The organism is Gallibacterium trehalosifermentans, from assembly GCF_042433055.1.
In the GTDB taxonomy this organism is placed as follows: Bacteria; Pseudomonadota; Gammaproteobacteria; order Enterobacterales; family Pasteurellaceae; genus Gallibacterium; species Gallibacterium trehalosifermentans.
Genome location: NZ_JBHLWB010000005.1, coordinates 70,195 through 96,720, shown reverse-complemented (window position 1 = coordinate 96,720; position 26,526 = coordinate 70,195). Strand labels below are relative to the sequence as shown.

General features: G+C 35.9%; 28 protein-coding genes. 9 read left to right on the top strand and 19 right to left on the bottom strand.

What is annotated here, in order from left to right:
* Positions 1 to 67: 67 nt before the first annotated feature.
* From ACFFHK_RS06100 to cyaY, 9 genes are all read right to left on the bottom strand, one after another.
* Positions 68 to 1,555, bottom strand: coding sequence for a tripartite tricarboxylate transporter permease (locus ACFFHK_RS06100; RefSeq protein WP_382370585.1), 1,488 nt, complete (start codon positions 1,553 to 1,555; stop codon positions 68 to 70).
* Entirely contained in the window at positions 1,546 to 2,022 is a 477-nt protein-coding gene (locus ACFFHK_RS06095) for a tripartite tricarboxylate transporter TctB family protein (protein WP_382370583.1), read from the bottom strand. Before ACFFHK_RS06095 ends, ACFFHK_RS06100 begins: the two co-directional genes overlap by 10 nt.
* A 37-nt stretch (positions 2,023 to 2,059) precedes the next feature.
* Positions 2,060 to 2,995 (bottom strand): Bug family tripartite tricarboxylate transporter substrate binding protein, encoded by a 936-nt coding sequence (locus tag ACFFHK_RS06090; protein ID WP_382370581.1) that lies wholly within the window; start codon positions 2,993 to 2,995, stop codon positions 2,060 to 2,062.
* Between the two features lie 42 nt (positions 2,996 to 3,037).
* Positions 3,038 to 3,658 (bottom strand): dihydroxyacetone kinase subunit DhaL, encoded by a 621-nt coding sequence (gene dhaL, locus ACFFHK_RS06085; protein ID WP_382370579.1) that lies wholly within the window; start codon positions 3,656 to 3,658, stop codon positions 3,038 to 3,040.
* Positions 3,659 to 3,660: 2 nt separating this feature from the next.
* Positions 3,661 to 4,665, bottom strand: a complete 1,005-nt coding sequence (locus ACFFHK_RS06080) for a dihydroxyacetone kinase subunit DhaK (protein WP_382370577.1) — start codon at positions 4,663 to 4,665, stop codon at positions 3,661 to 3,663.
* Positions 4,666 to 4,685: 20 nt separating this feature from the next.
* A complete protein-coding gene (locus ACFFHK_RS06075; protein WP_382370576.1) occupies positions 4,686 to 5,705 on the bottom strand; it encodes a 4-hydroxythreonine-4-phosphate dehydrogenase PdxA in 1,020 nt (339 codons plus the stop codon).
* A 274-nt stretch (positions 5,706 to 5,979) separates the two neighbouring features.
* Entirely contained in the window at positions 5,980 to 7,830 is a 1,851-nt protein-coding gene (gene recQ, locus ACFFHK_RS06070) for a DNA helicase RecQ (protein WP_382370574.1), read from the bottom strand.
* Complete coding sequence (locus tag ACFFHK_RS06065; protein WP_382370572.1) at positions 7,820 to 8,662, bottom strand: phospholipase A; 843 nt, start codon at positions 8,660 to 8,662, stop codon at positions 7,820 to 7,822. Before ACFFHK_RS06065 ends, recQ begins: the two co-directional genes overlap by 11 nt.
* 17 nt (positions 8,663 to 8,679) lie before the next feature.
* Complete coding sequence (gene cyaY / locus ACFFHK_RS06060; RefSeq protein WP_382370570.1) at positions 8,680 to 8,988, bottom strand: iron donor protein CyaY; 309 nt, start codon at positions 8,986 to 8,988, stop codon at positions 8,680 to 8,682.
* Between the two features lie 110 nt (positions 8,989 to 9,098).
* Between cyaY and lptM the strand changes: the two genes are divergently transcribed.
* The 3 genes from lptM (at position 9,099) to ACFFHK_RS06045 (ending at position 11,605) form a co-directional block, all read left to right on the top strand.
* Complete coding sequence (lptM, locus tag ACFFHK_RS06055) at positions 9,099 to 9,221, top strand: LPS translocon maturation chaperone LptM (protein ID WP_382370568.1); 123 nt, start codon at positions 9,099 to 9,101, stop codon at positions 9,219 to 9,221.
* 26 nt (positions 9,222 to 9,247) lie between these two features.
* Complete coding sequence (gene lysA, locus ACFFHK_RS06050; protein ID WP_382370566.1) at positions 9,248 to 10,501, top strand: diaminopimelate decarboxylase; 1,254 nt, start codon at positions 9,248 to 9,250, stop codon at positions 10,499 to 10,501.
* A 75-nt stretch (positions 10,502 to 10,576) separates the two neighbouring features.
* A complete protein-coding gene (locus ACFFHK_RS06045; RefSeq protein ID WP_382370564.1) occupies positions 10,577 to 11,605 on the top strand; it encodes a hypothetical protein in 1,029 nt (342 codons plus the stop codon).
* 291 nt (positions 11,606 to 11,896) lie between these two features.
* Here the strand turns inward: ACFFHK_RS06045 and pfkA are convergent, their stop codons facing one another.
* From pfkA to ung, 5 genes are all read right to left on the bottom strand, one after another.
* Complete coding sequence (pfkA, locus tag ACFFHK_RS06040) at positions 11,897 to 12,862, bottom strand: 6-phosphofructokinase (RefSeq protein ID WP_382370562.1); 966 nt, start codon at positions 12,860 to 12,862, stop codon at positions 11,897 to 11,899.
* 121 nt (positions 12,863 to 12,983) lie between these two features.
* Positions 12,984 to 13,886 carry a cation diffusion facilitator family transporter gene (locus ACFFHK_RS06035; protein ID WP_382370561.1) on the bottom strand — a complete coding sequence of 301 codons (903 nt, stop codon included), beginning with the start codon at positions 13,884 to 13,886 and terminating at the stop codon, positions 12,984 to 12,986.
* The gene (locus tag ACFFHK_RS06030) at positions 13,876 to 14,448 is read right to left on the bottom strand and encodes an HI_0983 family protein (protein WP_382370559.1); all 573 of its coding nucleotides are present in this window, start codon (positions 14,446 to 14,448) and stop codon (positions 13,876 to 13,878) included. Before ACFFHK_RS06030 ends, ACFFHK_RS06035 begins: the two co-directional genes overlap by 11 nt.
* Positions 14,441 to 15,220, bottom strand: coding sequence for a peroxide stress protein YaaA (gene yaaA / locus ACFFHK_RS06025; protein WP_382370557.1), 780 nt, complete (start codon positions 15,218 to 15,220; stop codon positions 14,441 to 14,443). The genes ACFFHK_RS06030 and yaaA overlap by 8 nt, the downstream gene beginning before the upstream one ends.
* A 15-nt stretch (positions 15,221 to 15,235) precedes the next feature.
* A complete protein-coding gene (gene ung / locus ACFFHK_RS06020) occupies positions 15,236 to 15,904 on the bottom strand; it encodes a uracil-DNA glycosylase (RefSeq protein WP_382370555.1) in 669 nt (222 codons plus the stop codon).
* A gap of 300 nt (positions 15,905 to 16,204) precedes the next feature.
* On the opposite strand from ung, the gene grcA reads away from it, so the two are divergent.
* The 3 genes from grcA (at position 16,205) to ACFFHK_RS06005 (ending at position 19,159) form a co-directional block, all read left to right on the top strand.
* Positions 16,205 to 16,588 (top strand): autonomous glycyl radical cofactor GrcA, encoded by a 384-nt coding sequence (grcA, locus tag ACFFHK_RS06015; RefSeq protein ID WP_382370553.1) that lies wholly within the window; start codon positions 16,205 to 16,207, stop codon positions 16,586 to 16,588.
* A 340-nt stretch (positions 16,589 to 16,928) separates the two neighbouring features.
* Positions 16,929 to 17,723, top strand: a complete 795-nt coding sequence (locus ACFFHK_RS06010) for a hypothetical protein (protein ID WP_382370551.1) — start codon at positions 16,929 to 16,931, stop codon at positions 17,721 to 17,723.
* Positions 17,724 to 17,791: 68 nt separating this feature from the next.
* Positions 17,792 to 19,159 carry a surface lipoprotein assembly modifier gene (locus tag ACFFHK_RS06005; protein ID WP_446685340.1) on the top strand — a complete coding sequence of 456 codons (1,368 nt, stop codon included), beginning with the start codon at positions 17,792 to 17,794 and terminating at the stop codon, positions 19,157 to 19,159.
* A gap of 60 nt (positions 19,160 to 19,219) precedes the next feature.
* Here ACFFHK_RS06005 and ACFFHK_RS06000 read toward each other — a convergent pair whose 3' ends face one another.
* From ACFFHK_RS06000 to arsC, 5 genes are all read right to left on the bottom strand, one after another.
* Positions 19,220 to 19,534: a heavy-metal-associated domain-containing protein gene (locus ACFFHK_RS06000; RefSeq protein WP_382370547.1), complete on the bottom strand. Its 315-nt coding sequence runs from the start codon at positions 19,532 to 19,534 to the stop codon at positions 19,220 to 19,222.
* Positions 19,535 to 19,545: 11 nt separating this feature from the next.
* Positions 19,546 to 19,899 carry a mercuric transporter MerT family protein gene (locus ACFFHK_RS05995; RefSeq protein WP_382370545.1) on the bottom strand — a complete coding sequence of 118 codons (354 nt, stop codon included), beginning with the start codon at positions 19,897 to 19,899 and terminating at the stop codon, positions 19,546 to 19,548.
* Positions 19,871 to 20,980 (bottom strand): transglutaminase-like domain-containing protein, encoded by a 1,110-nt coding sequence (locus ACFFHK_RS05990; protein WP_382370543.1) that lies wholly within the window; start codon positions 20,978 to 20,980, stop codon positions 19,871 to 19,873. The genes ACFFHK_RS05995 and ACFFHK_RS05990 overlap by 29 nt, the downstream gene beginning before the upstream one ends.
* Positions 20,981 to 21,120: 140 nt before the next feature.
* Complete coding sequence (locus ACFFHK_RS05985) at positions 21,121 to 21,303, bottom strand: alternative ribosome-rescue factor A (protein WP_382370541.1); 183 nt, start codon at positions 21,301 to 21,303, stop codon at positions 21,121 to 21,123.
* Between the two features lie 76 nt (positions 21,304 to 21,379).
* On the bottom strand, positions 21,380 to 21,742 hold the full coding sequence (gene arsC / locus ACFFHK_RS05980) for an arsenate reductase (glutaredoxin) (protein WP_382370539.1): 363 nt from the start codon (positions 21,740 to 21,742) through the stop codon (positions 21,380 to 21,382).
* A gap of 275 nt (positions 21,743 to 22,017) precedes the next feature.
* On the opposite strand from arsC, the gene rplM reads away from it, so the two are divergent.
* The 3 genes from rplM (at position 22,018) to ltrA (ending at position 26,404) form a co-directional block, all read left to right on the top strand.
* Positions 22,018 to 22,446, top strand: coding sequence for a 50S ribosomal protein L13 (rplM, locus tag ACFFHK_RS05975; protein WP_382370537.1), 429 nt, complete (start codon positions 22,018 to 22,020; stop codon positions 22,444 to 22,446).
* A 16-nt stretch (positions 22,447 to 22,462) separates the two neighbouring features.
* Complete coding sequence (gene rpsI / locus ACFFHK_RS05970; RefSeq protein ID WP_382370535.1) at positions 22,463 to 22,852, top strand: 30S ribosomal protein S9; 390 nt, start codon at positions 22,463 to 22,465, stop codon at positions 22,850 to 22,852.
* 1,830 nt (positions 22,853 to 24,682) lie between these two features.
* On the top strand, positions 24,683 to 26,404 hold the full coding sequence (gene ltrA, locus ACFFHK_RS05965; protein WP_382370533.1) for a group II intron reverse transcriptase/maturase: 1,722 nt from the start codon (positions 24,683 to 24,685) through the stop codon (positions 26,402 to 26,404).
* The last annotated feature ends 122 nt before the right edge of the window (positions 26,405 to 26,526 follow it).

Here is a 26,526-nt window from a genome sequence, read left to right as displayed (position 1 = left end):
AATTTCCAAATTATAGTTTTATGTAGAATTAACTAATAATTCAACTTTATTTAAATATTTTAAATTATCATTTTTTTATACTTTTACGTTTATTCCAATAAGCCTTAATAATTGGCATAACAAAAACAAGAATTGTTGAAAGAATAAAGAAAACAGATATTGGACGCTCTAAGATAGTCCACCAATTCCCTTTAAGCATTGTTATTGTTTGTCCTAATCTTAATTCTAAAACGCCACCTAAAATCAATCCTATGGTTAGAGGAATTACTGAAAAGCCAAATAATCTCATTAAATATCCAAGAATCCCGAAAATTAATGCAACATAAACATCTACTACAGACAGACTTACTGCATATGCTCCAACAATACAAAAAACAAATACCATTGGCCATAAAATAGATGTTGGAATAAATGTAATTCGAGCAAATAATTTAGCCCCAGCTAATCCAATAATAAAAAAGATAATATTAGCCAAAAGCATAGCCCAAAAAATTGTATAAACAGCTTCTCCATTTTCAATAAACAAGTTAGGACCTGGATTAATTCCATGAATCATTAATCCAGCAATAATTACAGCTGCTGTAGGGCTACCTGGGATACCTAAAGCAAGGCTTGGTACCATAGATCCACCTGTTGCAGAATTATTTGCGGCTTCAGAACCAGCAATACCCTCAATAGATCCTTTACCAAATTCATCGGGAGTCTTAGACCAACGTTTAGCTTCGTTATACCCAACTATAGATGCTACTGTTGCCCCCTCTGCAGGTAAAACACCAATAAATGTACCAATACCAGAAGAACGTAAAATAGTTTTCCAAATTCGTTTATAATCCAGCAAAGACGGTAATTTAATTTTATCCATTTTTATAATATTACCTGTCTTTGATGACTTAGAAGCCTGAATAAATAATTCACTAATTCCAAAAATACCTATCATCATTGGCACTAAATTTATTCCTTCATATAAAGCAGTAACCCCGAAAGTAAAACGATCTATAGTTGTTAAAGGATCAACACCTATAGTTGCAATCAATATTCCCAAAAGACCTGATAATAGATTTTTTAAAACAGAACTATTTCCAACTGTTGCTAACATAGATATAGCAAAAATAGTTAATGTTAAATATTCTGGTGGAGAAAATTTATAAGCAACATCAGCAAGAAGAGGGGCTGCCACCATCAAACAAATAATACTTATTATACCGCCAATACCTGAAGATACAGTCGCTATTCCTAATGCTCTACCTGCTTCTCCTCTTTGTGCAAGTGGATATCCATCTAAGCAAGTTGTAGCACTTGCAGATGTTCCAGGAGTATTAATTAAAATAGCAGTAATAGCGCCAGCAAACGTTGCTGCACAATAAATAGTTAGCATAATTGTTGCAGCTGGTATAGGGCTCATTGTAATTGTAAATGGAAGAATTAGTGCAACTCCTGTTGTAGCATTTAATCCTGGTAATGAACCAATTAAAATACCACCAATTGACGCAATAATAATCCATATAAACAACTCAATATCAGCTAAATTACCTAAAGCACTCCAAACTATTTCCATAAAGCCCCCTCATGCACATAATTCATTATAATTCCATCTGGAAATCTAACTCCTAAAATTTGATCAAATAAAACATAAATAAAGAGAGGTAAAACAATTCCTAATAAAAAAACAGGAAGTATTTTTATTTTCTTTGTCCATAACATATGAATAGCTAAAGACGACAAAGTAACTGCTAAGAAAAAATCTACCATCAATACCAATATAAATACTGGAATAATAAAAAATATTTTTATCGTCATAATATTAAAATTAGCTTCAGGTATATCTTCTTCTCTATTACTCTTTAACCATAATATAAAACTAAGTAATATTATCAGTACTGCGCAAGCAATAGGAAAAGTTGATGGTTGTAATCCTCTCTGTAAAATTGGTGGTAGATCTCTAAACTGAGAAGCAAGATAAATAACAACACTTGCAAAGATAAAAATAGTGAAAAAGATAAATAAATTTTTCTTACTTCTCATGATGTCTCCTTATATATAAAAATACATAACTTACCTTTTAGTGAATAAAGCCTAATTGTTTCAATGAATTATGCATTTCTTTATCACTTTCTTCTAATTGTCTTCCCCATACATCTTTACCTGCAATAGAAGTTTCATCTAAACCAAGATTAGCCAAAAATTTCTGAAACTTTGGTTGAGCCATGGCTTCCAATAATGTTTTTTCTAATTTATCAACGACATCGATGGGCGTCCCTGCTTTAACAACAAAACCACGCACTGTAGATAAGCTTACTGGTATTCCTAATTCCTTAGCTGTAAATACATCAGGTAAAGATTTCATTCGACTATCGGATAAAACTACTATTGGGCACACTTGTCCTGCATCAACTTGTACTTTAGCCTCACCTAAATTTAACACCCCTACATCAACACCCCCAGCAACAATTTGAGTGGCAACTTCATTCGCACTATCAAAAGGGATCACTTCAGCTGTTTTTAAGCTAGCTTTTGTTGTAAATGCAAACGCAGATACATCATCAATTCCACCTAAATGAGTAGTTCCATAAGTAAGTGCTTTATGTTTTTGAGATTCTATAAATTGATTTGCATCTTTAAAGCGATTACATTTCACCATCAAAATTTGCGGATCATCTGTTGCTCTTGCAATCGGAATCCAATCTTTTAACGTTGTTTTGGAGCTTCCTTTAGCTATTTCTCCCGCTTGTCCACTCGTATAAGTCAAAATTGTATGTCCATCTGCTGGGCGAGATACCACATAATCTAAGGATAATAATCCACCACCACCTTTCTTATTCACAATAATAATCGACTTTCCTAAAAGTGGTTCAGATAAACTCGCAACCATTCTTGCAGTTAAATCTGTTCCACCTCCTGCACCAGAATGAGTTACCATTTCTAAATTTTTGCTGGGAAATGCCATTACTGTTGTTGATAACATGACCAATGATGTTAGCAATAAATTTTTTTTCATATTTGTCTCCTTCAAGCTTTTAATAGCAAAAATTAATATAAGTTACTTATATTCAGACATATATTTTAAAATCAAAGACATAGATACAGCACCAGGGTCAACATGACCAAGAGAACGCTCTCCTAAACTCTTCGCTCTACCAAAAACAGCGACTTGATTTCGCGTATTTTCAGCTCCTTGTGCTGCGGCTTCTGCTACTTTAGATAACGATATTTTTAAATCTTGATCTGCTATATCTTCCGCCTGTTTTTCTGCTGCCACCAAAGCATCTATCATCGTTTTATCTCCTGGTTTTGCTCCACCTCTTGCAAAAACAGCCGCAGAACCAGCACTTAAAAATAGCGATAACACCTTACTATCAAATTCTTGTTTGCCTGCAATCGCCTTTCCGCCAGCTCTAAACAATGTACCAAAAATTGCCCCCGAAGCTCCGCCCATACTCGACATCATCTTTGTACCAGAGGTTAAAAATAACTCGCCAATATCTTTAGGTGAAAATGTTTCGTTAGTCAGTAAATCACGAACAGCCGCAAACCCTCGCTGCATACCAATGCCATGATCACCATCACCAATTTTTAAATCTAATTCTGTCAACATTGGTTCACTATCAACCATTTTTTCTGCTGTATAGAGCAACATTGCTCTTGTTTCTGCTAAATTCATTTTTATTTTCTCCAAGCAAAGCTTTCACATGGTGCGTCATATAATTTTTGTAATTCTTCATCTAAACGGAAGAAAGTTATTGAATATCCAGCCATCTCTTGAGAAGTACAATAAGGACCAATCAAAACATCGTGAACTTCTATGTTCCGTTTTAGTAATTCTTGATGAACTTTCCGATAAGCAATAAATAACTCTGAATAGGTCGAACCACCTAAATTATTGATAGTTACGCACACTTTATCCCCATTCTGCAGTTCAATGTCATCACATAAACGCTCAACCATTTCTTGATTAATTTCGTCTGCGGTTGTCATTTTTTGGCGTCTTACCCCAGGTTCACCATGTATTCCCATTCCTAGTTCTAATTCATCATCTGCTAATTCAAAATTGAATTTTCCTGTTTGGGGAATAGAACAAGCACCTAATGCAACCCCCATTGTTCGGGTATTAAAATTCGCTCGTTGTGTTACCTCATAAACACTTTCTAAGTCATACCCGAGTTCAACCGCTGCGCCTGCTATTTTTAAAACATACATATCACCTGCAACACCACGTCTATCGCTCATTTTAGAGAGTGGAGCCGCCGAAATATCATCAGACACTCGCACGGTTTTTACTTTAATCCCCTCTTCTTCTAGGAGTTCTGCTGCAATATCAAAATTCATATTATCGCCAGCATAATTTCCATAAACGAATAAGACACCTTTTCCTTTTTCTGCTGCTTTGGTTGTTTCGATAATAATATCCGGAGAAGGTGAGGCAAAAATATCGCCTAGTGCAGCTGCATCAGCTAACCCTTGCCCAACATATCCTGCAAACATAGGTTCATGACCACTTCCCCCACCAGTAACGACAACAACTCGATCATTTTCGATACAATCACGATACACTCCACTATAGCCATCTACTTTCAAGAGTTGACCTTTGCAAGCATAAAGTAATCCCTCTAATTGTTCTGTTGGTACAGCATGAGGATCATTCAATAATTTTTTTGGTTTTCTCGTCATAGCATATCTCCAATGTTGTATTATTCTGACTTAAGCACACCGTTTCCCATGCGAACAGCGATGTTAAATGCTGCTTCAAATGCCGTTGGCACTGCTACGTTTTTGCCGTGTAAATCATATGCCGTACCATGATTTGCAGTGGTAATTGGTATGGAAATACCACCTTGTACAGTAACTCCTCTTTCAAAGCCTAACAGTTTAAGAGCGGTAGAAAATTGGTCATGATACATCGATACAACACCATCAAGATTTTGGCGTTTGACTTCGTGCATGGTGGTATCACTTGGGAATGGACCATATAAATCAATACCGTATTTCTCACGAACTTGTTCAATCGCAGGTTTAATGATTGTCAGTTCTTCATCACCAAATACTCCGCCCTCTCCACCATGAGGATTTAAAGCTTGTACTGCAATTTTAGGTTGTGAAACACCTGCACGAATAAGAGAGCTATTTAATAAGAGAATGCAGTCAATAACCGATTGAATGGATAAATTAGAGACAATATCTTTAAATGGAATATGTGAAGTAACCCGACTAGCCCAAATATTGTCAACAACATTGAGTTCACAAACAAAACCATCAAAATGAGTTTGCTCTGCAAACCAATGCAGTTCATCACGATATTTCAATCCCCCCAAATGCATTGCTTGCTTATTAAGGGGGGCAAAACAAATTGACTGTACATATCCAGCTTGAGCATATTCCACTGCTTTTTTGAGTGTTTCTAAAATATACATTCCACTCTGTTCAGTTGCTTTTCCATATTCAAAAGGTTTCGGATTTGAACACTTATAGGCAATTAAAGCAGGCACACCGGATTGAAAGGAATAAGTGGGTAATTGCGCCTCTGTAATTTCTTCATAAGAAAATGTCTGTTGAGCAATTTCCATTCCTTTGTGTAACTCATCTTTATCAGCAATAAGTAAAATATTTGCTTTTTCTCTTTGCTCACCTTGAGCTAATAATTTTGCAACTAGCTCTGGTCCAATACCTGCAGGATCTCCGAGAACTAAAGCAACTGTTGGTTTTTGCATCATTATTTTTCCTTATTTGTACTAATGTTGATCAACTTAACCTTATACTTAACAAATGTTCAGCATATTAACTTTTGTTAAGGCATATTAAATAAAAAAAGAAATAATTTTTGTGATACATCTCACAGTATTGATTAAATAGTGAACTTTTATATTAAATATGTGAAAGAGATCACGAAAATATCAGGTTGATATAGAAAAGAATATAAATGTTTAAATAATTTACTAAGAAAAATAAATCAATTTTTCAACAAATATTAAAATATAAAACATTTGTTCAGTGAGATTTTTGATAGGCAATAATCTTTTGTAGGAATGGTTCTGCATAGCGTTCCAATTTTTTATACCCCACCCCATTGATCGCTAACATTTCAGATAATGTTGTCGGTGTTTTGCGTGTCATTTCTTCTAATGTCGCATCATTAAAGACCGCATAAGGTGGAATATTATCTCGATCTGATAACTGCTTGCGTAATTGGCGTAATTGATTAAATAAGACCCGATCGCCTTGTCGAGCTTGTTGTAGATGAGCGTGATTAATCATAGAAAGGTTTTGCCGAGGCAAGGCTAGTGATAATGGTATTTCACCACGCAAAATAGGTCTGGCAGCTTCTGTTAGTTGTAACGCAGAAAAATTGGTAATATTTTGCGTTAAAAAACCAAGATGCACTAATTGACGGATCACACTATGCCAATATTCTTGTGTATGATCCTTGCCAATTCCAAACACAGATAATTTATCATGTTGTAATTCTTGGATTTTTTGATTATTCACGCCACGCAATACTGCAATCACATAATAGCTACCAAAACGCTGTCCAGTACGATATACCGTAGAAAGCATTTTTTGTGCGTCAATCAACCCATCATATTTTTTTGGCGGATTTAAACAAATATCACAATTTTGACAAGGTTGATGACGATGTTCTGCAAAATAGTTTAGCAACACTAAACGGCGACAAGTCTGTGCTTCCGCAAACTCTCCCATCGCTTGTAATTTATGTTGCTCAATCATTTTTTGTGAAGAATCTGGTTTCTCTTGCAGTAATTTATTTAGCCATAAGTAATCTTGATGATCATAAAATAATACCGCTTCCGCAGGGAGATCATCTCGTCCTGCCCGCCCAGTTTCTTGATAATAAGATTCTATGCTTCGGGGTAAGTCATAATGCAACACAAAACGAATATTAGGTTTATTAATTCCCATACCAAAGGCAATAGTCGCCACAATAACCTGAATATTATCACGTTGAAAGTCGTGCTGTGTTTGTTCTCGAACTTCATTACTAAAGCCTGCGTGATAAGGTTTCGCCGCAATTCCTCGCCGTTGTAATGATTCAGCAAGCCGCTCTACTTTATTCCGACTATTAGCATAAACAATACCACTTTTGCCTTTTTGCGCTAGCACAAACTGGATTAATTGCTCTTGCGGTTTAAATTTTTCAACTACGGTATAACGAATATTTGGTCGATCAAAACTACCAATATAAATAAACGGTTGATCTAAATTGAGTAAAGATAAAATATCTTGTCGAGTTACCTGATCCGCAGTGGCGGTTAATGCCATAATTGGCACATTGGGAAATACCCGAGTGAGGCTACTTAATCGTGCATATTCAGGACGAAAATCGTGTCCCCATTGTGATATACAGTGTGCTTCATCAATAGCAATAAAACTGACTTGGCATTGCTGAATAAAATAGAAAAAGGCATCTGTCATCACTTTTTCTGGCGAGATATAGAGTAATTTTAATTGCCCTGTTAACGCTTGTTGTTCGGTAACTCGTTGCTGTTCTAATGTTTGGCTAGAATTTAGATAAGCAGCAGCGACACCATTGGCAACCAACTGATCCACTTGATCTTGCATTAGGGCAATTAACGGCGAAATCACTAACGTCAACCCCGAGAAACACAATGCAGGAATTTGATAGCAAAGTGATTTTCCACCACCTGTTGCCATTAAAATAAAACTGCTTTGTCCTTTTAGGGTTGCTTCAATAATTTGTTGTTGACCTTGGCGGAATTGCTGATAGCCAAACACATCTTGCAAAATTGTTTTGGCTTGAGTAAGAGAAAGCGGAGAATCATTCTCTGCAATCTCCTCTTTATCGTTATCATTAGAATACATTGTTTAAGCTAATACCTATCCCTATGCGATCAATAGAACGATTATAGTCTAATAAGGATTCACCATAGCCGTGGTAATACTGGGTATATAGTCGCACATATTTTGCGATAGGATAACTCCAAGAGAGTTCAATTCCCCCTTTATTGGTTGCCATATTATAACGAGCTGTTGTTTTTACAATATGATCAGCGAAACGATACCCTACACTGACATCACCATAACCGTAATAATCAACAATATCTGGGTTGTCATCATCAGATGCTTTTTCTGGAATTCGCCAGTATGGTTTTAGCTCCACGAGCCAATCATCTTTTGTAAAACTTGTTCGCAGATACAGGCGATTCCAACTGCGTGATTTTCCCATTTCATCACTACGTCCATTAGAAAGATGTACCACCCCAGTTTCTACATCAGCTAACTTCCAGCCCCACCAAAGCGGATAATCTGTTGCCCAAGCAACAAAAAGTTGTGGTTGATAATTACTCTCTCTGAAAGGAGAAGATTGTTTCCGATTGCTTAATTGAAACCAAGAACGTTGTGTATAAGCTCCCGCTAATACGGAGTTCTCACCAAAAATCCCTCGCCAAAACGGTAGCGCTACGCTTATTTGAAACTTTACTTCATCATGCTTCATATTTTCAGGATAATTAAAGTTTCTATTAGAATAAGTTTCCATTAAATAATTTTGTTCATAAGGTCTTAAGCCAATAAAATTATCAGGTGCCGCAGTTAACAATAACGCTGTTCGACTTTGGTATGGTAAGAGATCCGCCATTGCCGTAGGCAATGTAATTAACATTAATAATGCGAGAAAATAATGGGTAAAACGCATTGCTTTTTCCTTTTTTATTAAATAAAGTTGACTTGTTCGCCATGTGCCAAACAAGCTTCAGTTAAATATGTCCAGAAATTTTTTCCTTCTGCATTTAGCCATTGCCCTTGTTGGTAACTAAAATGGTAACCACCTAATTTACTTGCTAACCATAACTCTTGTAGTGGTTCTTGTTTATTAATCACAATTTGACTACGATCAGCAAAGGTAATAGTAAATACTGAACCTTGAGTATCACAATCGACATCGCAATCCTGTTCTTCTAATTGCTCTTCGATTTGTTGCCATATTTGTTCTATTTTTTGATGATATTCTGTGTTATTCATAGCATTCTCCTAAAAATAGCTGCTCATTATAGAGATTTTCCTCTCTTAGAGATAGCACAAAGCATTAATTAATGGTAAAAAGAACACCTATTAAAAAAAGGAGTGAAGTGATGAAAAAAGTATGGTTTATGTTGTTATTAAGTAGTGTTTGTTTTAGTTTAACAGCTTGTGGTGTGAAAGGACCTTTATACCACCCAACTAACGATCAACCTGTTCAACAACAAAATTCATAATAATTACGAGGTTTGAGTAATCGTATATGGACTATTTTAATTATAAAAATCATCAACTAATGGCGGAAGAATTAGCCGTTAGCTCACTAGCACAACAATTCGGCACCCCACTCTATATTTATTCTCGTGCCACTTTAGAACGTCATTGGCATGCTTTTGACTCTGCACTCGCAGGACACCCTCATCTTATTTGCTTTGCAGTCAAATCAAACCCAAATATCGCTTTATTAAATTTATTAGCAAAATTGGGATCAGGTTTTGATATTGTCTCACAAGGTGAATTAGAGCGTGTTTTAGTAGCTGGCGGAGATCCAAGTAAAATCGTTTTTTCAGGGGTAGCAAAATCCCATACCGAAATCGCCCGAGCTTTAGAAGTGGGAATTCGTTGTTTTAATGTTGAATCTGAAGCAGAACTGCATCGTATCAATGAAGTAGCTGCACAACTCAATAAACAAGCACCGATTTCATTACGAGTCAATCCCGATGTTGATGCTAAAACCCACCCTTATATATCAACTGGTTTAAAGCAAAATAAATTTGGGATTAGTGTGGCGCGTGCAAGAGAGGTTTATCGTTTAGCTAAGCGTTTAAGTAATATCCAGATTGTTGGAATGGATTGTCATATTGGCTCGCAACTTACAGAAATTCAACCTTTCTTAGATTCTGCAGATCGTTTATTAGTCTTGCTAGAACAATTACGCCAAGATGGCATTGAATTACACCATTTAGATTTAGGCGGTGGGTTAGGTGTCCGTTATAGCGATGAAACACCACCTCACCCAACAGAATATGCAAGTGCATTATTAACAAAATTCGCAGATTATCCAGAGTTAGAAATTATTCTTGAACCAGGACGTGCGATTAGTGCAAACGCAGGGATCTTAGTTACCAAAGTAGAATATTTAAAATCAAATGAAGATTTTAATTTTGCGATTGTTGATGCAGGTATGAACGATATGATTCGTCCAGCACTCTATCAAGCTTATATGGAAATTATTGAAGTCGATCGTACGCTTGAGCGAGAAACACGCACTTATGACGTAGTAGGTCCAATTTGCGAAACCTCTGATTTCTTAGGGAAAGGTCGTCAACTTGCTATTGCTGAGGGAGATTTTATCGCACAACGTTCGGCGGGGGCTTATGGGGCAAGTATGGCTTCTAATTATAACTCACACCCAAAAGCGGCTGAGGTTTTAGTCGATGGTGATAAAGCTTATCTGATTAAAAAACGTGAGCGTTTTGTAGAATTATGGGCTAATGAACAACTCATTGAAGAATGAGCGGATTGCTATATAAAATACAATTTTTAGGTAACTAGTTTCAACATATCTAACACAACCAAAGGGTAAATAATCATGAATATGCTTCGTATCAAAGAAATGCTCTCATCTTTAGACAACATTAAGAAAGAAGCTGTACTGACTGAACAATATAACGCTGCCATCAAACAGGATAATCTAACTTTGGCGGCTGATATTGCCAATTATGTGTTAGATATGCAATTAGAACTTCCTTTACATATTGATTTTCGTGTTCATTGTTTTCACTTTTTGTTGCAATATACGAATGAAAAGCTCAAGAATGCCGCAGACAACGAACAAGATGCTGAAACAGAAAAATATTTTGATAGCTTGATGGATTTGATATGGAAATTTAAATGGATTATTCCTCATATGCCCGAAAATGCCTATATTACCTTAGACGAAATTGACGGTATGTTGGAATTGATGAAAGATTATTTTGCGCATTTTGAATTTTCTCTAGCACCCGTTTACACGTCCACAACGTTGCAATATATGGTGAGAGGCGAGCGAGAAAAAGCACAAGAATCTTTCCAATTATGGCAGAACGAACCAATTGATGGAATGAATGACTGCCCTGCTTGTGTAGTAGCAGACCAAGTAAATTACTATCATTTTATTGGCGACTATGACAAAGTGTTAGCATTATCTAAGGATATTTTATCGGGCAAATTAACGTGTGCTGAGGTGCCTCATATTACGTATGCTGCAATCTTATACAGCTTATTAGAAACCCAACAACTTGATAAAGCAAAAAAATTATTGCCTCAAGCCATCAATGTAATTGAAAAAGCAAAAATGCTAAATGAATTGCCAGATTTAATGATTATTGCCGCACAATTAGAAGAAACCGAAACCGCCCTAACGCTTATTGATAAATACAGCAATACTATTCTCCAAGTAGGCGAAAGTGTACATATTTTAAAAATGTTAATGGCACTCTCCTATTATGATGTGCAACATTATGATGCTGCTCAAGAGATAGCTTTACTTTTGGATCAACGCAACGGCAACCAATTTTACCAAAATAAGGTTGAATCTTTAGGAAAACAAGTCGGCGCATCACAACGTATTTTACAATAATACTTAGTAAAGCAATTTGTACTGCTATCCATTATTTCGCCTATTTGTTTAACAGTAAGTTCTATTTCTGCTCTTTATATTTTTATGGCAAATATCTGTTTTCTTCCCCAAAACAATATAGCAAGCAAAATAGTTGTTTTTTAAGATCTTATGTATCTAATTCAGTGTTATTCACGTTTTGGCAATTTAGATAATTTTTTGTTCATAATTCAAAAAAAATGAGTTAAGGCTTTGTACTATAAGACCTTAACCCACTTTTTACTAACTAAGTTTCTACTATGCGTGCAAAACTTAGTAAAGTTTTCTTGAAGTATTGAACCAATCTTCTTTAAAGGTTCGTTTCATATTTTGAATGGCATCAATAATATCATGATGCACTAGTTTTTCATTTTGGATACCGACACAACGACCTTTTTCACCTTGGAGTAAAAGCTCTACCGCATAAACCCCCATTCTTGATGCAAGGATTCGGTCAAAGGCACAAGGCGCACCACCACGTTGAATATGTCCTAATACAGTTGCACGTGTTTCGTGTTTTACACGTTCTTCAATTTCTTTTGCTAATTCATTCACATCACACATATGTTCTGTAATAGCAATAATCGCATGGCGTTTACCTTTTTCAATACCATATTCCACTTTGCGAATTAATGCTTCTCGCTCAAATGGACGCTCTGGCACAACAATAAACTCACACCCACCTGCAATCGCTGCAGCCAACGTCAAATCACCACAATGTCGTCCCATAATTTCCACAATCGAAATACGTTGGTGTGAACTTGAAGTATCACGTAAACGGTCAATCGCATCTAATGCAGTCTCTAATGCAGTTTGATAGCCAATAGTATAATCTGTTCCAGCTACATCATTATCGATTGTGCCTGGTAAACCAATACATGGGAAATCATGTTCTTCAGTTAATAATTTCGCTCCCATATATGAGCCATCACCACCAATAACGATTAAAGCATCGATACCATGGAAACGTAAGTTTTCAACACATTTCGCGCGTACTGCTGGATCTTTGAATTCAGGAAAGCGAGCTGATCCTAAGAATGTACCACCACGATTAATTACATCTGATACACTATGACGTTCAAGCTTTTTAATTTTATTAAAATAAAGTCCTTGATAGCCATCATAAACGCCATAAACTTCTAAACCTTCATATAATGTTGCTCGCACAACACCTCGAATTGCTGCGTTCATACCTGGCGCATCACCACCACTTGTCAATACGGCAATTTTCTTAATCATATTTTGTCCTCATTAGGAAATATTTTAAATAAAAAAATAAATCAAAAACGCGCTAAGATTACACTATTCACTATTCTTGCTCTAGTGAAATTTACGATTAGTTTAATAATTTTTGATCTAATCAGGAGTTAGCTTGTTGTTGCATTTCTTGCTTTACGATTGAAGTAGGCTCTTGATGGATCATAATATCTGAATTTGGAAATGCTTTTAATAACGCTAACTCCAATTCTTCAGTAATATCGTGCGCCACTACTAATGGTAAATGATCCTCTAATTCTAGATGTAATTGAATAAAACGAACTGCACCTGCACGGCGCGTTTTTACATCATGAATACCTAGAACGTGTTTATTCTGTTTCGCAATCAACTTGATTAATGCAATTTCCTCATCAGGTAAGGCTACGTCCAACAATATTTGAATCGCATCTGCCACCATTTTCAACGCATTAACCAATATATAGACTGCAATAATTAGCGCACAAACCGCATCTGCTATCACAAAACCATAATAACTTAACACTAATGCAAGTAAGATTCCAAGATTCATAAATAAATCTGTTTGATAATGCAGGCTATCCGCTTTAATCGCAGGGCTGTCGGTTAACTTAATTGTATATTTTTGAAAGGCAACCAAAATCCCCGTCATCACAACAGAAATCACTGTTACGGCAATTCCCCAAATATTATGGTCAGCTAATTCAGGTGAATTCAGACGTTGTATGCCTTGTAAAAATAAGAAAACCACCGAACCACAAATAAACATACCTTGAGCTAATGAAGCTAACGACTCCGCTTTACCATGCCCAAATGAATGGTTATTATCAGCAGGCATCAATGCAAAACGGAGGATCAACATACTGGTAAAAGATGCCAATAAATCCAATAATGAATCAGTAATTGCAGCCAAAATACTAACTGATCCTGTTTTCCACCACGCAACCGACTTAATCAATACTAAAAATAATGCAGTAAAAATAGCAAAACAAGCGGCACGTTTAACATAGATTGAATAACTATTTTGCATTACAACTCCACGCTAATGGATATTGCATCATCGCTTTAACTAATGGCTGTGCTTTTTGTTGTTCCAGTTTTTTCAACACTGCCATCGTGCTACTTTTTACTGGAGCAAATTGCTCACTATATTGCAACTGTACAAACCCACAAGAAGCTAAATTCTCCCCCTTTGCTACATCGACTTGATAATCAATAAAGCGTTCTGCTGGTGGATATACTACATAGCTATATAACTTACCGTTGTTCACTTGATTATTAAACACGTTGATATCTGAACGAGCATACATTTGCTCACGCAATGCTATCCGTTGTTGATAAGTTGGATCAGTTTTTACAAAATCCTGTTGTAAATCTTGAAAAATCTCTAAATGTGAATTTTTATTACTATTGGTATCAATTAATTGATAGGTATATTTCACCACACTACCTAAATCATCAGTTTTAGTTAATTGATATTGTTGTTCAGCAAAACTCAATGTTGTGGGTACTTGAACTCGATGTTGACTCACTTGATGACTAACACAACCCGCTACAAACAATATGCCTATTAAAGGTAAGTGTTTAATCATCTTTTATCTCCCGTTTAAACACCCATTCAGTTGCAGTTGAGGCATTTTTATCAAACCAATATCCTGCTAAATCAAATTCTTTTAATTGTTCTGCCTGTGTAAGCTGATGCTGAATAATATAGCGACACATCAAGCCTCGTGCCTTTTTCGCATAGAAGCTAATAATTTTATATTTGCCATTTTTATAGTCCATAAAAATAGGTTTAATCATCGTGGCATTTAAACGCTCAGGATTAACGGCATTAAAATATTCGTCCGATGCCACATTGATCAGAATATTATCCCCTTGTTGATCCAATGCTTGCTGTAATTGTTCGGTAATAATATTGCCCCAAAAATGATAAAGATCTTTTCCTTTAGGGTTTGCTAATTTTGTGCCCATTTCTAAACGATAAGGTTGCATTAAATCTAATGGGCGTAATACACCATACAGTCCTGATAACATTCGTAAATGTGTTTGCGCAAAATCAATTTCCGCCGCAGATAAGCTTTCTGCGTCTAACCCTGTATAAACATCACCTTTAAACGCATAAATTGCTGCTTTACTATTATTTTGATTATGCGCTACTTGCCACTCTGCAAAACGCGCTGCATTTAAACCTGCTAACTTATCGCTAATTTTCATTAATGAAGCTATATCCACTGGCGATAATTGACGGCAAATCTCCATTAATTGCTGGCTATACTTGGTTAAATTGGGTTGAGTAACTGTAGTAATAGGTGATGGACTAGTAAAATCCAGCGTTTTCGCTGGTGAAATAACAGCTAACATAAATTTTTCTCTCTTTTATAAATTCGCTAATTTCCAATCAATCGGGGCTTTCCCGTGCTGCAACAAATATTGATTAGCGCGTGAAAAATGGCGGCAACCTAAAAAACCACGATGTGCAGACAATGGGGAAGGGTGCGGCGCAGTCAATACATAATGCCTTTGCCGATCAATAAACGCCCCTTTTTTCTGTGCATGACTTCCCCATAATAAGAAAACTAATCCTGTCGTATGTTGATTTAAAGTGGCAATGACATGATCCGTAAAGGTCTCCCAACCAAAATTAGCATGTGAATGGGCTTTTCCTTGTTCCACTGTCAACACCGTATTTAATAATAATACGCCCTGTGTTGCCCAATCTACTAAATAGCCATGATTAGGAATCTGAAAACCAGTAATATCTTGGCTTAATTCTTTATAAATATTAACTAACGATGGTGGGGGTGGCACATTTGGTCGTACTGAAAAAGCTAAACCATGAGCTTGGTTAGGACCATGATACGGATCTTGCCCTAAAATCACTACTTTCACCTGATCAAATTCTGTATAACGAAAGGCATTGAATACATCACTTTTTGGCGGGTAAATTATCTTACCTAAATCACGTTGTTGTTGGACTTGTTGCAAGATATGTTGAAAATAGGGTTGCACTTTTTCTGCCCCAATCATCTCTTTCCATGTTCTCATGGTCGTATCCTTGTTATCTTCTAAAACCATTCAATTATAAATATAAAAAAACATTTTCTGAAATTACAAATAAAAATTTTCCACCCTTTTGTTACAAATTCATTATCCAAACGTAAATAAAAATACAATACAAAAACATTCCTATCTTTATTTATTGATTAAAATCAAATTAACTATACTTAGGTAATATTTTTATTCTTGCGTTAGCTAAAAAATTATAATTTATTTTGAAAATATAAAATATTTTGATAAAATTTAGACAGTTTTTAAGTTAATAATTAGATGCTTTCGGAGGCTATCATGATTAAAGGTATTCAAATTACCCAAGCAGCAAATGACAATTTAATTAACTCATTCTGGTTATTAGACAACGAAAAAGGTGAAGCACGTTGTTTATGTGCAAAAGGTGATTATGCTGAAGACCAAATCGTTGCGATCAATGAATTAGGCAAAATTGAATATCGTGAATTACCAGTTGATGTTGCGCCAACTGTGAAAGTAGAAGGTGGTCAACACTTAAATGTTAACGTATTACGTCGCGAAACGTTAGAAGATGCCGTAAAAAATCCAGAAAAATATCCACAATTAACAATTCGTGTTTCTGGCTATGCGGTACGTTTTAACTCTTTAACGCCAGAACAACAACGCGATGTCATCACCCGTACTTTCACTGAAAGCTTATAATTTTCAGTTCTTCCTTTGTATTAAAAACGGCGATCACAATGATCGCCGTTTTTTGTTTCTATTATTTACCCCTCAAAATCACATTCTACTTTAAAAAATGACTACGGTTATTCTCTTGCTTCAAATGATCACAAATCGATCACGATACATTGCCATTCATCAAGAAAAAACTTTCCTTTTTCCACGCTAACCTCTTGTTTTTTTTTTTTTTTTTTTAAACTAAGAAAGTTTTTGCTTAGCAAAATAATTTGCCAACAAAAACACACTTTTTTATAACAGTTTTTATTGCAAAACTATCTGTTTTGCACAATTTAATCACAGTTTTTATGGGGATCTACATATGCAAAAATTTCCTTTTAAACCAATCGCATTAGCAACCTTTATTTCGTTATCTGTTGCTGCTTGCGGCAGTTCTGGTGGTGGTAGTGGTGTAAAATCGACTACAACAACAAATAATTCTTCAACTCAGAGTTCGTCAAATAGTACTGATACAACATTTTATGCTACTGGTGATGTTAGATTTAACAAAGACGGTTCTGGGCTACTTGTTGATGCAAGACATAAAATTGTTAACGCAACTAAGAGTGATCAAAGCATTTATAAACAAGTTTATGAAACACTTATCGAGCAAACTGGAGAAAATGCCTATCATCAATCCTATACCGCTTATGGTTTACACAATATGGGAACAGAAAGTTCACAAGACTACCGTGTTGTTTTTGCGGCAAAAGACATACCTAGTACCCTACCAGATAGCTTAGATGCAAGTTATAACGGAAAAGCCATTTTTACTGACCCAGAGCAAGAGAATCAATTCGTAAATGGTACGATAAATATGACCATTAAGAATCAACAAATTACTGGAGCATTTGATTTTGCTCAAAATGGAAAACTGACTATTACTAATGCAGAAATTGACACATCAAATATCACTGAGAAAAAATCAGGTGCCAATTTTAATATTGGTGGTGAGTTAACTGGTAGTATTAAAAATATTCCCCTATCTGATGGTGGATTTTATGGGTTTGTTGCAGGAAAACAATATGAAGAAGTTGTTGGTGCTATTTTTGGTAATTTAGAAAAAGACTCAACAACTATTGAAGCCCAAGGTGTATTCGCTGGTAGCAAACAATAATAGTCAATCAATACACTTCAGATAGGAGTGTATTGATAATTTTATAACCTTAATTCTTTATCATTATAATGAAAAATAGATTTATCTTTTCTCTAACTACTCTTTTATCAATATCTGTACAAACAAACTCTTTTGCCTCTACAGAAAAGATAAAAAATACTAACACTGACTTTTGGCTCAATCAGTTTAAAAATAATAAAATACTCACTGAAAAGGGCTTGAACCTTGCTATTCAAGAAAGAAATTCTAATCTAATTAATAAATTTTTACCCTTATATCTTACTTTTCCTCAAACGGATAAATCCTTAATATTATTTGCTGAAAGCATTTTAGCTCAGAATAATCGAGACTATAACAAGGCAATCAACCTTCTACGCCAAATTCTAGCCATTAACCCAACATTAAATCCTGTACGAATTGAATTAGCAAAAACCCTCTTTTTAAATCAACAAAATAACGAAGCACAAGCACAATTTGAGCTTGTTAAGTCAGATAATTTACCATTAGCTATTGAGCAGCTCATTACTCTCTATCTTGAAGCTATTCAACAACGAAATCGTTGGTATAGTCGCTTTAATGCGTATTACACTCAAACTAATAATGTCAATAATGTTTCTTCTGATATAAATATTGAGAATACTGGTTTTCGAAAAAACTCAAGTATGTTGCCACAATCAGCACACGGTATTGCATTTAATAGTAGCGTTGGCAAAGACTTCAACTTAATACACGCTCACTATCTTGCTTTAGAAAACAGTATTAGCGGTAAATATTATTGGGATAAACACGACTATACCGATATTCAAAACCGCCTAAATTTGGGTTATAAGCATAAGAATGCAATTCAGCAATTCGCTATTCTGCCTTTTTATCAATGGCGCTGGGTGGGTAATCACCGCTATCAACAAAGTTATGGCGTGGCACTGGAATGGTCTCACTGGTTAAATAATCATTTTCAACTTTCCAATACATTTGAATATGCTAAAAATTACTATCCACAAAATAGGGAATTAGATGGTCATAGCCAATTATTTTCTACAACGTTATTATGGTTACCTAAAAGTACTCAACTTTTCTATATTGGCATTGATGCTTTACATGAAAATACTCAAGTTAAGCAATATTCCTATCATACACAAACTTTACGCCTTGGCTGGAAACAAGAATGGAATTTAGGAATTTCAAACCAGTTAAATTTCTCAGTTTCGCAACGTAAGTATCGTGATAAAGCCGTTCTCGGTGGGATTTTACCTCTAGGAAAAATCCGTTCAGACAAAATCTACCAAACCAGTCTGACCTTGTGGAAACGAGATTGGCAGTGGTGGAATATTACGCCAAAACTACAATTTAATTGGAAACAGCAAATCAGCAACATTCCATCGATGTACTCCTACACCGATAAAAATGTCAATTTACTGCTGGAAAAATCATTTTGATCAATACCCTCTTTGATAAAGCAAAGAGGGAAAATAAGAAAAATAAATAATATCAATATCTTACAAAATTAATTTGGCAGTATAATGCAACTTCTCAATCGCTTGGATCATTTGTTGATCTGTTACATTAAGATTGGCAATCACTTTCACGGTATGTTCATTCATATTTGCTTTGGTTTTTATTACGCCGTCAAGCGCCCGCAACTCTTTATTCACTAAATACACACATAATTGGCAAGTCATCTCTTTGATATAAAAAGAAACTTCACGTTGTTCAGCTTGCTTATTTACTGTTTGTATCTGTGCTTCTGTGGCAGAAACACTTTGAACCATAAACAATGCAAACAAGGTCGCAAGAATAATTTTCTTTAACATATCAACACCTCTTATTCTAAAATCCAAGGTAATACAGTGGGATAAGTGAGAAAAAATAGAATCACGATAAACACTACCCAATACAAGGCAATCAGCCATTTTCGTGATAAATATTTGCTACAGATAACTTTTTTAGAAAAAATGAGTAGCCAAAACCCATATGCAAATGCCCCTAATGAGAGTAGTAACATTGGAATCCGCAGATAATCAAAGCGATTAAGTTCAATTAACCAAGTTGAAGAAATCCCAAAAACTAAATAGATTAATGGTGCAATGCAACATAATGTTGAGGTTACTGCTGCCACCACCGCAGTAACCCAACTCACTAAAAACTGATTATTTGATTTCTTTAGAAATGAACTCATAACCAAATTCTTTTGGATTAAATGAATTTAATGGATCACCACCAATTTCCGCATATGGATAACCAAAGTTATTAATTGGTTTTAGGGCTGGTGCAGGGTAAAGATCAAAATCACGAGCATGATTAAAGCCTACCCAATTTGCTTCCCAGTTACCGAAAAGATATTTCGCTACCGCTTGTGTCGCAGGATCTTCAACAGATTTCTTCTCAGTTAAACGCATTTTTGCCACATCAGCAGAATCTACTGGCACCCAGCCAAAGCCTGCTAAATAAAATTCCGCACGGCAATGTTGCCCACCATCTTCGTTAGCAACACCATTTTGCGCACTACCAAAGGCTTTCTTTGAATATTTTTCCATCTTTGGTGCTGCCCCTAAGCGGATACCAAAAATTTCACGCGCAGGAATACCTGAAGCTCGCGCCAATGCCACAAATACAGAATTAATATCAGTACATTTTCCTTTTAATACACCTGTTGTGAGAATTTTTTCTACATCACCATCACCACAACCCAATACAGAATTATCACGTTCCATATTTTTTACAATCCATTGATGAATTCGTTCTGCTTTTTTCAATGGATCTTTTTCATTGCCTACGATTTTATCGGCATATTCTTTAACAATCCCATCAATTTTGATATGGCTTGTCGCTGTTAAATAAGGTTGGACATCAACAGAATATGCAATTTTTTCTGGTACTTGATAGTTTTTCAACGCCCCTGTTACCATTGGTTCTCGATCTTGCGTTTGAATAATCATTTTGACTTTCAAGATACGTTTATCTGCATTTTCACCCCAATTCGCATAAAGTGTTTTCGCACCATATTGATTGTTTTCTGTGATATATGCTGTGCGATAATTCCCATCAAACTCAACTGATTTTAATATTTGATAATCGCTGTTAAAAGGTAATGGCACCCATAAATTGGTTTCACCCTCAGCCCCTTTTGGCGCAACAAGATCATAAGAATTGGTAAATTCGTAAGTATGAGTAGTTGTATTTGGATTAACTTGAGTAATAGGTGCGGCATAAGCCATACTAGAGATAAGCATTGATAATGCTAACAGAGATTTTTTCATATTGTGTAACCTTAAAATAAACATAACTTGCTATATTTTTTGTTATTCCGTAGAAAAGGAACGCAATAAGGATACTCGGATTACTAAAAAAAGAAAGCAGTATTACTGCTATTGAAAGAAAAAGTGCAAGGATAAAAGTTCTAAAATAAAACGTTTATACTTGCACTTTGATAATCTCGTTTAACGTGCTTCGCTTTTCGTTGGTAACTGCCTTTACCTTTCCGCTTACGTTCAATGCGTTGTCGAAATAATCGGTCGTTCACTAATGCTTTAATGGCACTCTCCTGAATTTCACCTCGTTGGTGTTGATAAACTTGTTTCATATATTTTCCTTAATAAAAATAAAAAACCGCTGATTTCTTCAGCGGTCGCTATTATGACAAATTCCCAATAATCTGACTATAAAATTTCTAATACGTTTTCTGGTGGGCGACCAATTCGAGCTTGATTACCATTAATCACAATCGGACGTTCTAATAACGCTGAATGATCCACAACCGCTTGTAATAAAGCTTCTTTTTGTTCAGGATCTGCTGGGTTTAATTGATCCAACCCTAATAACTTATATAAATCATCTTTTGTCCGCATCATTAAACGCGGATCATCTATACCAAGTTTGCCCATTAATGATTTTAATTCAGGTAATGAAAATTCATGTTCTAGATAAAGTACCACTTCAGGTTGAACTTGCTGTGTTTCTAACAGTTGTAAGGTTGCACGGCTCTTAGAACAACGGGGATTATGCAAAATTTGAATTGTCATTGTCTTCTCCTTAATTGGTGATTAAGCGCCTTTACTCTATCACGCAAAATAAAAATACAAAAACAATTCACAAAAATAAAATTAGCTTCAGTTTTTACTTTTTTTTTACGTTTGATTTCTGTATAATTCTGCGACCCTGTTAATTACATTGGTATTTCCCACCATGTAATTTTTTTATGCTTAAAATACACTCGAAGGGGTGATTATTGCGAGCGAAAAGGTGTGTTCAAATTGCTGAACACAGGGTGTTAAATTATTATTTTGGTAATGAATTAATGAAAACTTTTGTAGCAAAACCAGAAACAGTAAAACGCGACTGGTATGTAGTTGATGCGACTGGCAAAACTTTAGGTCGCTTAGCTACTGAAATCGCAAGCCGCTTGCGTGGTAAACATAAACCTGAATATACTCCACACGTTGACACAGGTGATTACATCATCGTTATCAATGCAGATAAAGTTGCTGTAACAGGCCGTAAAAAAACTGACAAGATTTATTACTGGCACACTGGCTACGTTGGTGGTATCAAACAAGCGACTTTTGCTGAAATGATTGCTCGCCGTCCAGAACGTGTGATTGAAATCGCAGTTAAAGGTATGTTACCTAAAGGTCCTTTAGGTCGTGAAATGTACCGTAAATTAAAAGTGTATGCAGGCAGCGAACACAACCATGCTGCACAGCAACCACAAGTATTAGATATTTAATCACGAGGTTTAGACTATGGCAGATCAAAACTACGGCACAGGCCGCCGCAAAAGCTCTTCAGCTCGTGTATTTATTAAACCGGGCACAGGTAAAATTACTATCAATCAACGTGATATTGATGTTTACTTCGGTCGTGAAACTTCACGTATGATTGTTCGTCAACCTTTAGAATTAGTTGATATGGTAGAAAAATTCGACCTATATATCACTGTTAAAGGTGGCGGTATTTCTGGTCAAGCAGGTGCAATTCGCCACGGTATTACCCGTGCGTTAATTGAGTATGATGAAACTTTACGTCCTGCATTACGTGCAGCGGGCTTTGTTACCCGTGATGCTCGTCGTGTTGAACGTAAAAAAGTGGGTTTACACAAAGCTCGTCGTCGTCCACAATACTCAAAACGTTAAGTGCGACAAGGTGTCGTACTTATGGCAATATTTCCTTATATATCAAGGATTTATTGCAGGAAATGCTGGTTGCACCAACCAGCTATTTCCAACTTTTCAAGCACCTCTCGGAGGTGCTTGGGAAGGCAGACCAAGAACGGAGCGTTGCTCAAAACTTGGTTCTAAGTTGGTCAATGTAAACAGACCATCTCTAAAGGATAGAGGTATGATCTTCACTTTGATGTACTTAATATTCCCTGTTTAACAAAGTATTAAGAAGAGTAAGTAAGCAAGATCCCGTTTCGAAGTTACCCATACTTCCTGTTAATACTATCAAAAGTATTAAGACAATAACTTCAGGGAAAACTGAAATTATTAGTTGGGTTACCCATACCCCAGAGAGGAGAAAAGTTTACACACCTACTATAAAGAAAGCCCAAAGATAGTTCAGTGCTCAGAAAAACTATCAGAACTAAGATCTGGTAAATCTTAGGGAGGGAGTACTTACTTCACATTATGTATATCATTGAATATACATTTACTTATTCACTTTATGTATATCTGAGTATATACATTTATCTATTCACTAAATACTCTTGATATGGGGTATTTTCGATAGCAAATGAAAGAATGGGAATAAATAAGTTCTCAAAATTTCAGGAGCTAGGCTTTACTACACCTATAATTCATTAATTACTCTTCTAATCTGGAAATAGAAAGTTTAATCACTTTGTATTTTTTTGTACTAGATAAAGAAGAGTGGGATTGTATTTAGGGTAAGTTTAAACATTGCGAATAGAAAGCAGAAGTGAATTTGGAAGTAACAGTAAAGGCTTATTTATTGGCAGTATAGGGCGTACCAACTTAGTAAGTATGCGTAAGCTGTTATCATCATTGTTACAATCAATAAAACTGAAGATATAAGTAGTACAGTAGTATTGATGAGGTAACCTGTTATATGGCTAACAGTAGTCTAGGGATAGTGCATCACTGGCAACGGTGTTGTGCAGAGCTTCCTGACAATGAACCCCTGAGCAATCAGTCAATAAAATCGTGAGAAATTATTGAGAGAGAACTAATAGCAAGTTCTTGAGGGGCTAGACTGAATAGAAAGATAAATGCAAGTGAACAACTGATAAACCTCGTTATTGAGACAAAGCCAAAGCTATTGATAGGCTTTAACCAAAAGGTAGGCAGTCGGTTATTCCTCTTTAACGTGGGAATACGCCATCTTAAGCACTGTCGGGGAACAGGTTGTATCTTCACTATTCGTGTGATGATAACGGAACTTGGTAAGCCTGTATTTTCGCCTTGTCCACAATACTCAAACCGTTTGAAATAGAATGATTGAGTAAAACAAACAAGGCAGGTAAAGCGTAAGCAATACTGTTGAAAATGCAGGTAAGGGAGGTTGGAAAAAGCGAAGGCTACATTGTAATGATGTAGATAGGGTATGAAACATAACCTAATCCGAAAGGATGCAGACTTCCAACTGGTCTTTCATCGCAAGATGAGTAGCAATTCCTTTAAGGGTTATTAGTGTTAGTTTGTCCCATTGGGGCAATTTAAAGTTTTCTTACTCTAATGGAAGGGAAACAAACTAATAACAAATGTAAACTATTTAAAGAAAGGCGAGCGTTGGGCTTGCTAGCTAATTAACTTGATTAGCTCATTGTGATTGGTGGGAAATCCCATCACACCTAACGCCCGTACTCTTTAACCCAATCGGTTACAAGAGCGGTTAAAACTATCGGTATTCGGTAGTTCCTCTTGTACACGACCAAGTTTACAGCGAGGAATTTACCCACTTACCGAGACCTTTTAACTTACCTTGTAATATCAGAGGTAGGTATGAAAGAGCGTAAGCATTATACTGAAAAAGTAGCTTGCAATCCAGCGACCTCGCACATCTCACAATGGCATTACGTTGAATGGCGTAAAGCAGAAAGGTATGTGAAAGGAATGCAAATTCGGATTGCGAAGGCTACGCAGGAGAGCGATTGGCGTAAAGTGAAAAACTTACAACGAATGCTCACCCACTCGCATTACGCCAAATTGGTGGCGGTAAAGCGAGTAACTGAAAATAAAGGCAAAAAGACAAGTGGTGTTGATAAAGTGCTTTGGAATACCCCTGAAGCAAAATGGCAAGCAGCACTCTCTTTAACGGACAAAGGATATAAACCTCGCCCATTAAGACGAGTTTATATTCCCAAAACCAATGGAAAGAAACGTCCATTAGGTATTCCAACAATGAAAGATAGAGCAATGCAAGCCTTACATTTATTAGCATTACAGCCTGTAGCAGAAACAACCGCTGACAAAGGTTCGTATGGGTTTAGACTAAACCGTTCAACGGCAGACGCTATTACTCATATACACCAAATTTATTCGCATAAAGGAAAGAAAACCAATCAAGCTGTTGAATGGGTACTGGATGCGGATATTGCAGGTTGCTTTGACCATATAAACCACGACTGGCTAATAAAGCATATTCCGATGAATAAGCGAATATTGCGGAAGTGGCTAAAATCAGGTGTTGTTGAATTTGGTCAATTAAAACAGACTACAGAAGGTACACCGCAAGGCGGTATTATTTCGCCAACGTTGGCAAATATGACATTAGATGGATTGGAATGCTTACTTGAAAACCATTTTGGGAAAAAAGGAAGTAGAAAAATCCGAGAAAACAAAACGTATCTAGTAAGATATGCAGATGATTTTATTATCTCAGGGAAAACAAAAGCATTGCTTGAGGAAAAAGTCATTCCTTTAATTGAAGATTTTCTAGCAGAAAGAGGTTTAACCTTGTCGGCAGAAAAAACAAAGGTTGTGCATATTGAACAAGGTTTTGATTTTCTAGGTTGGACTGTTAGACGTTTTAAATCCAAGATTTTGGTTAGACCAAGTCAAAAGAATGTAAAAGCATTCTACAATAAGGTTAAATCAACAATCTCTGTAATGAAAATGGCTCAACAGAAAGACTTAATAATGGTGCTAAATCCAATGTTAAGAGGATGGGCAAATTATCATAAAAGCCAAGTGGCAAGTAAAATATTTGGACGGATGGATGCTTTAGTTTGGAAAGCCTTATGGAAATGGTGTAAGCGGCGTCATCACAATAAAGGGATCAAGTGGATAAAGGAGAAATACTTTTGTACCAATGCGACCCGTAATTGGCTATTTGGCACGGTATATACCTATGATAAAGGTGAAACATATCCATTAAATTTGTTTTATTGTGGAAATGTTAAAATAAAACGGCATATTAAAATAAAGTCTGAATATAATCCGTTCTTGCCTGAATGGGAATTATATGGAGAAAAACTTAGCCAAGATCGTCTATATGATGAACAATCTCATAGGCAACAATGGCAAGCTCTATATAAAGACCAAAGTGGAAAATGTGCGTTATGCGGGTTACCAATTACCAAAGAAACAGGTTGGCACGATCACCATATCGTGTACAAGATGTTTGGTGGTAATGATACGTTAAGTAATCGTTGTTTGGTACACCCAAATTGCCATACAAAAATACACGCCTTAAATTTGAAAGTTGTAAAGCCGACTAGCTAATAGTTAATAGAAAGGCTTGAGCTGTATGCGGAGAAATTCGCTTGTACAGTTCTTAGGGGGCGAAGATATAGTAATATATCTTTGCTACCCGACTACGAATTTGTACACTCAATATCAAAAAA